The sequence below is a fragment of the Rhizobium sp. R693 genome (assembly GCF_002211315.1).
Classification (GTDB): domain Bacteria; phylum Pseudomonadota; class Alphaproteobacteria; order Rhizobiales; family Rhizobiaceae; genus Rhizobium.
Genome location: NZ_LOKY01000023.1, coordinates 39,608 through 52,012, shown reverse-complemented (window position 1 = coordinate 52,012; position 12,405 = coordinate 39,608). Strand labels below are relative to the sequence as shown.

The window sequence follows — 12,405 nt, the reverse complement described above, 5'->3', positions numbered from 1 at the left end:
TTGCTCCCACATAGACACAATTTCTCCTCGCGCTGGCTTGATTCAATACAGCCTTTCAAGATAATTCCGCCGTGATTGCGCGGCAACTTCAGGACAATACTGGAAAAATCAGGAGTATCATGATGCAGTTCAGACATATGGCGACAGGTCTCGTGGTTATTCTGTCGTTAGCTGGCTGCCAGCGCACCGCATATAATGATGCAAGCTATTCTGCTCCGGCGCCGCTCACCGCCCAGCCGGTTCCCTCGGTTCAGGGTGGGCAGCTTCCGCCGCCTTCCGGCTCTTCGCAGTTTCCTGCCGCTCCGACGGCCTCGGCACCTGTCGCTGGCGGTCAGCCCGGCGCGATGGCGGCGAATGCGATGGACGTCACCAAGGAATCGATGGTCGGCAGCTGGCGCGTCAACGGCTCCTGCGACATGTTCCTGACGCTTACCAATCTCGGCAGCGGCTCGCGTGGCGGTACGCGCGGCTGCGTTGGCGAGCTGACGGCGATGGGCTCCTGGGAAGTTTCCGGCAAGCAGGTTCTCCTGAAGGACCGCAGCGGCAACCAGATCGGCAGTGTCTATAAGACAGCCGACAATGCCTTCAGCGGCCAGACCAATACCGGTCAACCGATCAGCCTCAGCCGTTAAAAAAGATTGGGCGGCGAAGGCCGCCGATCCTGCATAGGCGGACCTCCTTTATGCAACCCATGCCAGACTACTCCCTGAGCGTCAGCGAACAGTTGAAGTCGCTGACGGTTTCGGGCGCGCTTCAAATCGATTCGGCCCAGATGCATGTGGCGAAGTGCCTGGATCGGGTGCTGTCGGGATTGAAGCAGCGACGGCCGGCGGCAAAGGCGAGCGCTCTCGGCTGGCTTTTCGCCAACAAGAAGAAGCCATCGGAAACGGTTAAAGGGCTTTACATTCACGGCAGCGTCGGTCGCGGCAAGACGATGCTGATGGATATGTTCTTCGGGATGGCGCCCTGCGCGAAGAAACGGCGCGCGCATTTCCACGAATTCATGACCGACGTGCACAATCGCATTGCGGCGCATCGCCTGAAGCTCAAGCAGGGTGAAACCAAACAGGCCGATCCCATTCCGGTGGTCGCCGCTGCGCTCTATGATGAAGCCGAACTGCTTTGCTTCGATGAATTCACCGTGACTGATATCGCCGACGCGATGATCCTCTCGCGGCTTTTCTCCGAACTTTTCCGCCGTGGATGCCTGTTGGTCGCGACCTCGAATGTCGAGCCGGACAATCTCTACAGGGACGGCCTCAATCGAAGCCTGTTTCTCCCCTTTGTCGATCTTCTGAAGCAGTACGTGGAGATCGTCACTCTCGACTCGCCGACCGACTACCGGATGGAGAAGCTCGACAGTCAGCCGGTCTATCTGACGCCGCTTGATGCCCGGACCGAGATGGCCATGGATGCCTCCTGGATGCAGGCGCTGCATGGCCGCAGGGCGCACTCGCTGGAAATTCCGATGAAAGGGCGGACGATCCACGTGCCGCTGGCCGTCGACCGCCTGGCGCGGTTTTCCTTTGCTGATCTCTGCGAGAAACCCCTTGGTGCAGCTGATTTTCTCGCCATTGCCGAACGCTTTGATGCCATCTTCGTCGATCACGTACCGTTCCTTGGTCCCGAAAAGCGCAACCAGACGAAGCGCTTCATTATCCTGATCGATACGCTTTACGATCATGCAGTGCGGCTCTATCTGTCCGCTGCAGCGATGCCTGAAAATTTGCTGACACAAGCGCGTGGTACCGAGGGCTTCGAATTTGACCGCACTGTCTCGCGCCTTTTTGAAATGCGCAGCGATGAGTATCTGGCCTTGCATCAGGGATGTCGTGCCGCGGAGTAACGTTTCGGTGACAATTTATCTTACGTTTACGTAAGAATTTTATGATCTAAACGATTGAATTTCCTTGCTCAAAAATAATCGTTTGCCATTTTTTGGCTTTGGAGCTATGCGATTGCGGCATTGGGCGAGGCCCCTCCGCGCGTCGCCTGACGAATTTTGATCGCAAAGGAAACAGCGAAATGGCGCGTAACAAGATCGCACTCATTGGTTCTGGCATGATTGGTGGCACGCTGGCGCATCTCGCCGGCCTGAAGGAGCTGGGTGACATCGTTCTCTTCGATATCGCCGACGGCATTCCTCAGGGTAAGGGCCTCGACATTGCCCAGTCCTCTCCGGTCGAGGGCTTCGATGCCAATCTGACGGGCGCCAGTGACTATTCCGCGATCGAAGGGGCGGACGTCTGCATCGTCACCGCAGGCGTTGCTCGCAAGCCGGGCATGAGCCGCGACGATTTGCTCGGCATCAACCTCAAGGTCATGGAGCAGGTCGGCGCCGGCATCAAGAAGTATGCCCCGAACGCTTTCGTGATCTGCATCACCAACCCGCTCGATGCGATGGTCTGGGCTCTGCAGAAGTTCTCCGGCCTTCCGGCCAACAAGGTCGTCGGCATGGCCGGCGTTCTGGATAGTTCGCGTTTCCGCCTGTTCCTCTCCAAGGAATTCAACGTTTCCGTCCAGGATGTCACCGCGTTCGTTCTTGGCGGCCACGGCGACACGATGGTGCCGCTCGCTCGCTATTCGACCGTTGCCGGCATCCCGCTCACCGACCTCGTCACCATGGGCTGGGTCACCAAGGAGCGCCTCGAAGAAATCATCCAGCGCACCCGTGATGGTGGCGCTGAAATCGTTGGCCTGCTGAAGACCGGCTCGGCCTACTACGCGCCGGCTGCTTCCGCGATCGAGATGGCTGAATCCTACCTCAAGGACAAGAAGCGCGTTCTGCCTTGCGCAGCGCAGCTCTCCGGCCAGTACGGCGTCAAGGACATGTATGTCGGCGTTCCCACCGTCATCGGTGCCGGCGGCGTCGAGCGCATCATCGAGATCGACCTCAACAAGGCCGAAAAGGAAGCCTTCGACAAGTCCGTCGCTGCTGTCGCCGGCCTGTGCGAAGCCTGCATCAACATCGCGCCTGCGCTCAAGTAATCAGTCGGCGTGCTGACGCAATCCAAACAGGAATAGACCCATGAATATTCATGAATATCAGGCCAAGGCTCTGCTGAAGGGCTATGGCGCGCCGGTCGCGAAGGGCGTGCCGATCCTCAAGGTCGAGGAAGCCGAAGCTGCCGCCAAGTCGCTGCCGGGTCCGCTCTACGTGGTCAAGAGCCAGATCCATGCTGGCGGCCGTGGCAAGGGCAAGTTCAAGGAGCTCGGCCCCGACGCCAAGGGCGGCGTTCGCCTTGCCAAGTCGATCGACGAAGTCGTTGCTCACGCCAAGGAAATGCTTGGCAACACGCTGGTAACGGCGCAGACGGGCGAAGCCGGCAAGCAGGTCAACCGCCTCTACATCGAAGACGGCGCAGACATCGACCGCGAACTGTATTGCTCGCTGCTGGTCGACCGCTCGGTTGGCCGCGTTGCCTTCGTCGTATCGACGGAAGGCGGCATGGACATCGAAGCTGTTGCTCACGACACGCCTGAGAAGATCCACACGATCGCCATCGATCCGGAAACCGGTGTGACGGCTGCTGACGTTGCTGCGATCTCCAAGGCTCTCGAACTGACCGGCGTTGCTGCCGAAGATGCCAAGTCGCTGTTCCCGGCGCTCTACAAAGCCTTCGGCGAAAAGGACATGGCGCTGCTCGAGGTCAACCCGCTGATCGTCATGAAAGACGGTCACCTGCGCGTTCTCGACGCCAAGATGTCCTTCGACGGCAACGCGCTGTTCCGCCATGACGACGTCAAGGCGCTCCGCGACGAGACCGAGGAAGACGCCAAGGAAATTGAAGCTTCCAAGTGGGATCTCGCTTACGTCGCTCTCGACGGCAACATCGGTTGCATGGTCAACGGCGCCGGTCTCGCCATGGCGACGATGGACATCATCAAGCTTTACGGCAAGGAGCCGGCGAACTTCTGCGACGTCGGCGGTGGTGCTGGCAAGGAGAAGGTCGCTGCGGCCTTCAAGATCATCACTGCGGATCCGAAGGTAGAGGGCATCCTCGTCAACATCTTCGGCGGCATCATGCGTTGTGACGTCATTGCCGAAGGCGTTGTCGCGGCCGTGCAGGAAGTCGGTCTGAAGGTTCCGCTCGTCGTTCGCCTCGAAGGCACCAATGTCGAGCTCGGCAAGAAGATCCTCAACGAGTCAGGTCTGGCGATCACCGCGGCTGATGATCTTGACGATGCGGCGAAGAAGATCGTCGCGGCGATCAACGGCTGAGGACTGATCATGGCCTTCCAGTCCACGCCCTCTGCTGCTCATCTCCGTCTCAACGCCTTTGCCGGCGTTTGGGAAGGGGAAGAGCATGTGGCAGCGTCGGCGTGGACCACGGAGGGCAAAGCCTGTGCCGAACTCTCCGCTGAGGCGCTCTTCGGCGGGTTCTTCCTGGAACAGCGCTATCGCCAGACGCGCGAAGGCGCCGTTTCGTTCGAAGCTCGCAACCTCTTCGGTTTCGACGGGTCAGAGCAGGCCTACAAGCTCTACCAGTTCGATACCGTGGGTTTCGTGCCGCCTTCGCCCGCTTCTGGCGAGTGGAGCGACATCGAGCTCGTGCTGACGAAGACTTCGCCGCGCGGTACACAGCGCACCGTATTCACATTTGAAAATGAAGACCGCTACCGGATGGGCGTGAGCTTTTCGCCTGCAGGCAGCGACACCTGGCAGGAGGTCGTCAGCGGGATCTACCGTCGCACGTCCCCCACGTCTTCCAACCTCTCCTAAACAAAGGCCTCGCATGTCCATTCTCGTCAACAAAGACACCAAGGTTCTCGTTCAGGGCCTGACCGGCAAGACCGGCACCTTCCACACCGAACAGGCGCTCGCCTATTACGGCACCAAGATGGTCGGCGGCATTCACCCGAAGAAGGGTGGTGAATCGTGGTCGTCTGGCGTCGACGGCACCTCGCTGCCGATCTTCGCCTCTGTCGCCGAAGCCAGGGACAAGACCGGCGCCGATGCGACCGTCATCTACGTTCCGCCGGCAGGCGCCGCCGATGCGATCATCGAAGCGATCGACGCCGAGATCCCGTTCATCACCTGCATCACCGAGGGCATCCCGGTCATGGACATGGTGCGTGTGAAGGCCAAGCTCGACAAGTCGAAGTCGCGCCTGCTCGGCCCGAACTGCCCGGGCATCCTGACGCCGGAAGAGTGCAAGATCGGCATCATGCCGGGCTCGATCTTCCGCAAGGGTTCGGTCGGTATCGTCTCGCGTTCCGGCACGCTGACCTACGAAGCCGTGTTCCAGACCTCGAACGAAGGCCTCGGCCAGACGACGGCTGTCGGTATCGGCGGCGACCCGGTCAAGGGCACGGAGTTCATCGACGTGCTCGAAATGTTCCTCGCTGACGAAGCCACGACCTCGATCATCATGATCGGCGAAATCGGCGGCTCGGCTGAAGAAGACGCGGCACAGTTCCTGATCGATGAAGCCAAGAAGGGCCGCAAGAAGCCGATGGCCGGCTTCATCGCGGGCCGTACGGCGCCGAAGGGCCGCACGATGGGTCACGCAGGCGCCGTTGTTTCCGGCGGCAAGGGTGACGCAGAATCGAAGATCGCGGCGATGGAATCGGCCGGGATCAAGGTGTCGCCGTCCCCGGCTCGCCTCGGCAAGACGCTGGTTGAAGTCCTCAAGGGCTAATCCATCCATACCTCGGGCAGCGGCGTTCACCGCCTGCCCGGGGCTCGACTTCTAAAATGGAATGAGCCGCGGACAGGCGGCTAACGACAGATGCGGCAAGCCGGTCGAGTATCCGGCGGAATCACAAGTCAGGAGGCGGACGAAGGCGTCCGCGTGTAACCATGGCACGGCAAGAAGCCAACGAGCAGTTTCAGATTACCTCGTTCCTGGATGGCGCCAATGCTGCCTATATCGAGCAGCTTTATGCGCGTTATGAGGAAGACCCGAACTCGGTCGGCGAGGAATGGCGGTCCTTCTTCAAGGCGCTGGAAGACAATCCGGAAGATGTGAAGAAGGCGGCCAAGGGCGCGTCCTGGCGCAAGGCAAATTGGCCCCTGCAGCCGAAGAGCGACCTCGTTTCGGCGCTCGACGGGGATTGGGGCGCTGTAGAGAAAATCATCGAAACCAAGGTCAAGGGCAAGGCGGAAGCAGCCGGCAAGCCGACCGATGGCGCCGACATCCTGCAGGCGACGCGCGACTCCGTCCGCGCCATCATGATGATCCGCGCCTACCGCATGCGCGGTCACCTGCATGCCAAGCTCGACCCGCTCGGGATTGCGGCACCTGTCGAAGACTACAAGGAACTGTCGCCCGAAGCTTACGGTTTCACCGAGGCCGACTATTCCCGCAAGATCTTCATCGACAACGTTCTCGGCCTCGAATACGCCACCCTTCCCGAGATGATCGAGATCCTCGAGCGCACCTACTGTTCGACCCTCGGTGTCGAGTTCATGCACATCTCGAACCCGGAAGAGAAGGCTTGGATCCAGGAACGGATCGAAGGTCCGGACAAGGGCGTCGCTTTCAGCCCTGAGGGCAAGAAGGCCATCCTCGCCAAGCTCGTCGAAGCCGAAGGCTACGAGCAGTTCCTCGACGTCAAGTTCAAGGGCACCAAGCGTTTTGGTCTCGACGGTGGTGAATCGCTCGTCCCGGCACTCGAGCAGATCCTGAAGCGTGGCGGTCATCTCGGCCTTCGTGAAGCCGTGTTCGGTATGGCCCACCGCGGCCGTCTGAACGTGCTCTCGCAGGTCATGGGCAAGCCGCACCGCGCGATCTTCCACGAATTCAAGGGCGGCTCCTACGCGCCTGACGAAGTGGAAGGCTCGGGCGACGTGAAGTACCACCTCGGCGCCTCCTCCGACCGTGAGTTCGATGGCAACAAGGTTCACGTCTCGCTGACGGCCAACCCCTCGCACCTCGAAATCGTCGATCCCGTCGTCATGGGCAAGGCTCGCGCCAAGCAGGACATGGGCGCCACCGTGTGGGATGGCGACATCATCCCGCTGTCCGAGCGCGCCAAGGTTCTGCCGCTTCTGATCCATGGTGACGCGGCTTTCGCTGGCCAGGGCGTGATTGCCGAAATCCTCGGCCTCTCCGGCCTGCGCGGCCATCGCGTTGCCGGCACGATGCATGTCATCATCAACAACCAGATCGGTTTCACCACGAACCCGGCCTTCTCGCGCTCGTCGCCCTATCCGTCCGACGTTGCCAAAATGATCGAAGCGCCGATCTTCCACGTCAACGGCGACGATCCGGAAGCGGTCGTCTATGCGGCCAAGATCGCGACCGAATTCCGCATGAAGTTCCACAAGCCCGTTGTGGTCGACATGTTCTGCTACCGCCGCTACGGCCACAACGAAGGCGATGAGCCGTCCTTCACGCAGCCGAAGATGTACAAGGTCATCCGCGCTCACAAGACCGTGCTGCAGATCTATGCGGACCGTCTTGTTGCAGAGGGCCTCGTCAGCGACGGCGAAGTCGAGAAGATGAAGGCCGACTGGCGTGCCCACCTCGAGCAGGAGTTCGACGCCGGCCAGAGCTACAAGCCCAACAAGGCCGACTGGCTGGATGGCGAGTGGTCGGGCCTGCGCACGGCCGACAATGCCGACGAACAGCGCCGCGGCAAGACCGCCGTTGCGATGAAGACGCTCAAGGATATCGGCCGCAAGCTTTCGGAAATTCCGGAAGGCTTCCGCGCGCACCGCACGATCCAGCGCTTCATGGAAAACCGTGCCAACATGATCCAGACGGGCGAGAACCTCGACTGGGCGATGGCTGAGGCGCTTGCCTTCGGCTCGTTGGTCGTCGAAGGTCACAAGATCCGCCTGTCCGGCCAGGATTGCGAACGCGGCACCTTCTCGCAGCGTCATTCGGTTCTCTATGATCAAGAGACGGAAGAGCGCTACATTCCGCTCGCGAACCTGTCGTCCAACCAGGCTCGTTACGAAGTCATCAACTCGATGCTTTCGGAAGAAGCGGTCCTCGGCTTCGAGTATGGCTATTCGCTGGCTCGTCCGAACGCGCTAACGCTCTGGGAAGCCCAGTTCGGCGACTTCGCCAACGGTGCGCAGGTCGTCTTCGACCAGTTCGTTTCGTCGGGCGAACGCAAGTGGCTGCGTATGTCGGGTCTCGTCTGCCTGTTGCCGCATGGCTACGAGGGGCAGGGTCCGGAGCATTCCTCGGCCCGCCTCGAGCGCTTCCTGCAGCTTTGCGCAGAAGACAACATGCAGGTTGCCAACGTCACGACACCGGCGAACTACTTCCATATCCTGCGCCGGCAGCTGAAGCGTGACTTCCGCAAGCCGCTCGTTCTGATGACGCCGAAGTCGCTTCTGCGCCACAAGCGGGCCGTTTCCAGCCTTGCGGAACTGGCCGGTGAGTCCTCCTTCCATCGCCTGCTTTGGGACGATGCGGAGGTTATCAAGGACGGCCCGATCAAGCTGCAGAAGGATGCCAAGATCCGCCGCGTCGTCATGTGCACCGGCAAGGTCTACTACGACCTCCTGGAAGAGCGCGAAAAGCGCGGCATTGACGACATCTACCTGCTGCGCGTCGAACAGCTCTATCCGTTCCCGGCAAAGGCGCTCATCAACGAGCTTTCCCGCTTCCGGAACGCAGAGATGGTCTGGTGCCAGGAAGAGCCGAAGAACATGGGTGCATGGTCGTTCATCGACCCGTATCTGGAATGGGTGCTCGCCCATATCGATGCGAAGTACCAGCGCGTCCGTTACACCGGCCGCCCGGCTGCCGCTTCGCCGGCCACGGGTCTGATGTCCAAGCATCTGTCGCAGCTCGCCGCATTCCTCGAGGATGCGCTGGGCGGCTAAGGGATCGGGGCGATGGCATATTTCTTCCTCAGACTTGTGCCGCCTCGTCCTCGCTTCCCGCATGACGCGACCGGAGAGGAAATGGCTGCGATGAGCCGCCATGCCGCTTATTGGCACCGCAACGCAGAAGAGGGATTGGCGATTGCCGTCGGTCCCGTCTTCGAAGGCGAGGGAGCCTGGGGCATGGCAGTCGTTTCGGCAGCGGATCAGAAGGCGGCGCAAGCGCTTGCCGATGCCGATCCGATCATCCAGTCCGGTTACGGCTTTCGCTTTGACATATTGCCAATGCCCTCGATCATTCTCCGGCCATCTGCTGCCGGAAACGAATAAACGAACACAAGCAAATCAGGATTTGAACAATGGCCACAGAAATCCGCGTTCCAACTCTCGGTGAATCCGTCAGCGAGGCAACCGTCGGTACCTGGTTCAAGAAGGTCGGCGACGCCATCAAGGCTGACGAGCCGATTCTCGAGCTTGAAACCGACAAGGTGACCATCGAAGTGCCGGCACCGGCTTCCGGTACGCTGTCCGAAATCGTTGCCCAGGCTGGCGAGACGGTCGGTCTCGGCGCACTGCTCGGCCAGATCGCAGCAGGCGTCGGTGCCGCTGCTGCCCCGGCCGCTCCCGCCAAGGCTGCCGAGCCCGCTGCTGCGGCACCTGCACCAGTCGCCGCTGCTGCTGCGCCGGCTGCTTCAGTCTCCGCCATGCCGCCCGCACCGGCTGCCGCCAAGATGCTGGCCGAGAACAATCTGTCGGCCGATCAGATCGACGGTAGCGGCAAGCGCGGCCAGGTTCTGAAGGGCGACGTGATTGCTGCTGTTGCCAAGGGCATCTCCGCTCCGGCAGCCGCTGCCGCTCCCGCCGTTCCGGCTGCTGCCCGCGGCCCGTCGACGGTAGAGGACGCCGCTCGCGAAGAGCGTGTGAAGATGACGCGCCTGCGCCAGACGATTGCCAAGCGCCTGAAGGACGCCCAGAACACGGCCGCCATGCTGACCACTTACAACGAGGTGGACATGAAGGCGGTCATGGACCTGCGCGCCAAGTACAAGGACGTCTTCGAAAAGAAGCATGGCGTGAAGCTCGGCTTCATGGGCTTCTTCACCAAGGCGATCACCCATGCGCTGAAGGAACTGCCGGCTGTTAACGCTGAGATTGATGGTACCGACATCATCTACAAGAACTTCTGCCACATCGGCATGGCCGTCGGCACGGACAAGGGCCTCGTTGTTCCCGTCATCCGCGACGCTGACCAGATGTCGATCGCTGAAGTCGAGAAGGAACTGGCACGTCTGGCAAAGGCTGCCCGCGACGGTTCGCTTTCGATGGCCGACATGCAGGGCGGTACCTTCACGATCACCAATGGCGGCGTCTACGGCTCGCTGATGTCTTCGCCGATCCTGAATGCGCCGCAGTCCGGTATCCTCGGCATGCACAAGATCCAGGACCGTCCGGTTGTCGTCGGTGGCCAGATCGTCATCCGTCCGATGATGTATCTCGCGCTTTCCTACGATCACCGCATCGTCGACGGCAAGGAAGCCGTGACCTTCCTCGTTCGCGTGAAGGAAAGCCTGGAAGATCCGGAGCGTCTGGTTCTCGATCTCTAAGCATTCGACTGGGCCGCGCGAGCGGCCCTTTCCACCTCAGCGGGGCGCGCGATGTCGCTGGCAATCTCCACAGGGCGTAAGACCAAGATGCCTCCCCTTGCCAAAGGCAGGGTGGGGGCGTCGCTCGCGTTCTTGTTGGCGTTGCCTGCGATCGCTGTGGCGGCTCCCGACTGCAGCCAGGCAAGTGCTGTCTACGCAGATAGGGATGGCGCCTACGAGTTGCGCTTCACGCCGATCAATTCGGAAGCGGCGGCTGCCAGCAACCGGTTCAAGCTGAAGGTGCTGAAGACCTCGATCGAGCTCGACGGCTATGTGATGCCGTCAGACGATCCGGAACGCGCTGTCGGTATCCTGATGTTCAAATGCCCCGGTGGCGACGTGACGGGCGCCGATCTGGACGCTTGCACGATCTGGCGGGGCACGATCTACGGCGCGAATGCCAAGGGCGAGATCGAGAATCTGCAGTCCGAAGCCGCGGCAGCCGCCGAGAATATCTTTCTGCCGGGTCTCGGTCCGGCGATCCGCCAATCGCAGATCTGGGGCAACGACAAGGCGACGGTTGCGCCGTGGGATGTCCTGGCATTCACGGAGTGCGCGAAATGACAGAACGACCGGTCCTTCTTGTTACCGGCGGTAGTCGGGGTATCGGTGCTGCGGTCTGCCGGCTCGCTGCCCGCCAGGGTTGGAACGTTGCTGTGAACTACGCCGCCAACCGCGCGGCTGCCGACGCTATCGTCTCGGAGGTCAAGGCCGAGGGCGGTGACGCCATCGCAATCAAGGGCGATGTCGGCAGCGCGCAGGATATCGTTTCGATGTTCCAGACAGTCGAGAAGCACTTCGGGCGGCTGGATGGACTGGTCAACAATGCCGGCATCGTCGATGCCCAGCAGCGCGTCGACGAGATGAGCGTCGAGCGACTTGAGCGGATGATGCGGATCAACGTGACCGGCTCGATCCTATGCGCGGCCGAAGCCGTCCGCCGCATGTCGTCGAGGCATGGCGGCAATGGCGGGGCAATCGTCAACATCTCGTCGATGGCAGCCGTTCTGGGCTCGGCCTCGCAGTATGTCGACTACGCCGCATCGAAGGCCGCGATCGATACATTCACCGTGGGTCTGTCGCGCGAGGTGGCAAATGAGGGCGTGCGTGTGAACGCTATCCGCCCCGGTGTCATCGATACCGACATTCATGCATCCGGCGGCCTGCCGAACCGCGCACGCGACCTGGCGCCGAGCATTCCGATGCAGAGGCCCGGCACGGCAGAGGAGATCGCCGATGCGGTCCTCTACCTTCTCTCGCCGACGGCTTCCTATATAACGGGCGCCATACTCAATGTTAGCGGCGGCCGTTAGGACGCGGAGACCATATCGCCATGCAATACTTCCTTGAGTTTCTCGGCCTGATGGCCGTCTTTTCGATCTTCATCGTCGTACCGGGCGCCGACTTCGCCGTCATCCTGCGCCAGAGCATCGTGCATGGCCGCCGTGCCGCCATGATGACCGGCCTCGGCATGGGCTTCTCACTGCTCTTTCACATCAGCTACACGATCCTCGGCCTTGGCCTGATCGTCTCCAAGTCGCTGATGCTGTTTGCCATGATCAAATGGGCCGGCGTCGCCTATCTCGTCTACCTCGGCATCAAGTCCTTCCGCGAGCCGGGCTTCAAGGTGAATGAGATCGAGGTGACGGACGAAGATCGCAAGCCGATCTCGGCGCTCAAGTGCCTCGGGATGGGCTTCATCACCAACGCGCTCAATCCGAAGCCGGTCCTGTTTTTCCTGTCGCTGTTCTCGACGCTGGTGCACCACGATACCCCGGCGCTTATCCAGTTCAGCTACGGCATCGGCATGGCCACCGCACTCGTCGTCTGGTTCGCCGGCGTCGCCACTTTCTTCACCGTAAAGCCCATTCGCGACCGCTTCATAGCAAGCGGCAAATGGTTCAACCGCATCACCGGCGCCGCACTGGTCGGCTTCGGTTTCCGCCTCGCGCTCGCTCGCGCGGCTGACTAAGC

At 61.1% G+C, this 12,405-nt stretch carries 12 protein-coding genes; all 12 read left to right on the top strand.

The features are described from left to right. The first annotated feature begins 122 nt into the window (after nucleotides 1-122). The 12 genes from ATY79_RS17915 to ATY79_RS17860 all read left to right on the top strand — a co-directional run bounded on the left by ATY79_RS17915 (nucleotide 123) and on the right by ATY79_RS17860 (nucleotide 12,403). Nucleotides 123-632: a protease inhibitor Inh/omp19 family protein gene (locus ATY79_RS17915; RefSeq protein WP_088693228.1), complete on the top strand. Its 510-nt coding sequence runs from the start codon at nucleotides 123-125 to the stop codon at nucleotides 630-632. 50 nt (nucleotides 633-682) lie between these two features. Beyond that, nucleotides 683-1,846, top strand: a complete 1,164-nt coding sequence (gene zapE, locus ATY79_RS17910; RefSeq protein WP_088704536.1) for a cell division protein ZapE — start codon at nucleotides 683-685, stop codon at nucleotides 1,844-1,846. A 179-nt stretch (nucleotides 1,847-2,025) separates the two neighbouring features. After that, entirely contained in the window at nucleotides 2,026-2,988 is a 963-nt protein-coding gene (gene mdh / locus ATY79_RS17905; protein ID WP_088692947.1) for a malate dehydrogenase, read from the top strand. Between the two features lie 40 nt (nucleotides 2,989-3,028). Then, nucleotides 3,029-4,222 carry an ADP-forming succinate--CoA ligase subunit beta gene (gene sucC / locus ATY79_RS17900; RefSeq protein ID WP_088692946.1) on the top strand — a complete coding sequence of 398 codons (1,194 nt, stop codon included), beginning with the start codon at nucleotides 3,029-3,031 and terminating at the stop codon, nucleotides 4,220-4,222. Between the two features lie 9 nt (nucleotides 4,223-4,231). Continuing rightward, nucleotides 4,232-4,723: a DUF1579 family protein gene (locus tag ATY79_RS17895; RefSeq protein ID WP_088692945.1), complete on the top strand. Its 492-nt coding sequence runs from the start codon at nucleotides 4,232-4,234 to the stop codon at nucleotides 4,721-4,723. Nucleotides 4,724-4,736: 13 nt separating this feature from the next. Next, nucleotides 4,737-5,642, top strand: coding sequence for a succinate--CoA ligase subunit alpha (sucD, locus tag ATY79_RS17890; RefSeq protein ID WP_088692944.1), 906 nt, complete (start codon nucleotides 4,737-4,739; stop codon nucleotides 5,640-5,642). Between the two features lie 161 nt (nucleotides 5,643-5,803). Continuing rightward, on the top strand, nucleotides 5,804-8,788 hold the full coding sequence (locus ATY79_RS17885) for a 2-oxoglutarate dehydrogenase E1 component (RefSeq protein WP_088692943.1): 2,985 nt from the start codon (nucleotides 5,804-5,806) through the stop codon (nucleotides 8,786-8,788). Nucleotides 8,789-8,800: 12 nt separating this feature from the next. After that, nucleotides 8,801-9,118: a YciI family protein gene (locus ATY79_RS17880; protein WP_088692942.1), complete on the top strand. Its 318-nt coding sequence runs from the start codon at nucleotides 8,801-8,803 to the stop codon at nucleotides 9,116-9,118. A 29-nt stretch (nucleotides 9,119-9,147) separates the two neighbouring features. Continuing rightward, nucleotides 9,148-10,392 (top strand): 2-oxoglutarate dehydrogenase complex dihydrolipoyllysine-residue succinyltransferase, encoded by a 1,245-nt coding sequence (gene odhB, locus ATY79_RS17875; protein ID WP_088692941.1) that lies wholly within the window; start codon nucleotides 9,148-9,150, stop codon nucleotides 10,390-10,392. Nucleotides 10,393-10,443: 51 nt separating this feature from the next. Further along, nucleotides 10,444-10,995 carry a hypothetical protein gene (locus ATY79_RS17870; protein WP_088692940.1) on the top strand — a complete coding sequence of 184 codons (552 nt, stop codon included), beginning with the start codon at nucleotides 10,444-10,446 and terminating at the stop codon, nucleotides 10,993-10,995. Beyond that, entirely contained in the window at nucleotides 10,992-11,744 is a 753-nt protein-coding gene (locus tag ATY79_RS17865) for an SDR family oxidoreductase (protein ID WP_088692939.1), read from the top strand. The genes ATY79_RS17870 and ATY79_RS17865 overlap by 4 nt, the downstream gene beginning before the upstream one ends. Nucleotides 11,745-11,764: 20 nt before the next feature. Continuing rightward, the gene (locus ATY79_RS17860) at nucleotides 11,765-12,403 is read left to right on the top strand and encodes a LysE family transporter (protein ID WP_088704535.1); all 639 of its coding nucleotides are present in this window, start codon (nucleotides 11,765-11,767) and stop codon (nucleotides 12,401-12,403) included. Nucleotides 12,404-12,405 lie beyond the last annotated feature (2 nt).

Excerpts from the sequence above, each read along its gene's own strand:
- odhB (WP_088692941.1), top strand. The coding sequence starts at position 9,148 with ATGGCCACAGAAATCCGCGTTCCAACTCTCGGTGAATCCGTCAGCGAG.
- ATY79_RS17880 (WP_088692942.1), top strand. The coding sequence starts at position 8,801 with ATGGCATATTTCTTCCTCAGACTTGTGCCGCCTCGTCCTCGCTTCCCG.
- ATY79_RS17870 (WP_088692940.1), top strand. The coding sequence starts at position 10,444 with ATGTCGCTGGCAATCTCCACAGGGCGTAAGACCAAGATGCCTCCCCTT.
- zapE (WP_088704536.1), top strand. The coding sequence starts at position 683 with ATGCAACCCATGCCAGACTACTCCCTGAGCGTCAGCGAACAGTTGAAG.
- ATY79_RS17895 (WP_088692945.1), top strand. The coding sequence starts at position 4,232 with ATGGCCTTCCAGTCCACGCCCTCTGCTGCTCATCTCCGTCTCAACGCC.
- ATY79_RS17885 (WP_088692943.1), top strand. The coding sequence starts at position 5,804 with ATGGCACGGCAAGAAGCCAACGAGCAGTTTCAGATTACCTCGTTCCTG.
- ATY79_RS17915 (WP_088693228.1), top strand. The coding sequence starts at position 123 with ATGCAGTTCAGACATATGGCGACAGGTCTCGTGGTTATTCTGTCGTTA.
- ATY79_RS17860 (WP_088704535.1), top strand. The coding sequence starts at position 11,765 with ATGCAATACTTCCTTGAGTTTCTCGGCCTGATGGCCGTCTTTTCGATC.
- mdh (WP_088692947.1), top strand. The coding sequence starts at position 2,026 with ATGGCGCGTAACAAGATCGCACTCATTGGTTCTGGCATGATTGGTGGC.
- sucC (WP_088692946.1), top strand. The coding sequence starts at position 3,029 with ATGAATATTCATGAATATCAGGCCAAGGCTCTGCTGAAGGGCTATGGC.
- ATY79_RS17865 (WP_088692939.1), top strand. The coding sequence starts at position 10,992 with ATGACAGAACGACCGGTCCTTCTTGTTACCGGCGGTAGTCGGGGTATC.
- sucD (WP_088692944.1), top strand. The coding sequence starts at position 4,737 with ATGTCCATTCTCGTCAACAAAGACACCAAGGTTCTCGTTCAGGGCCTG.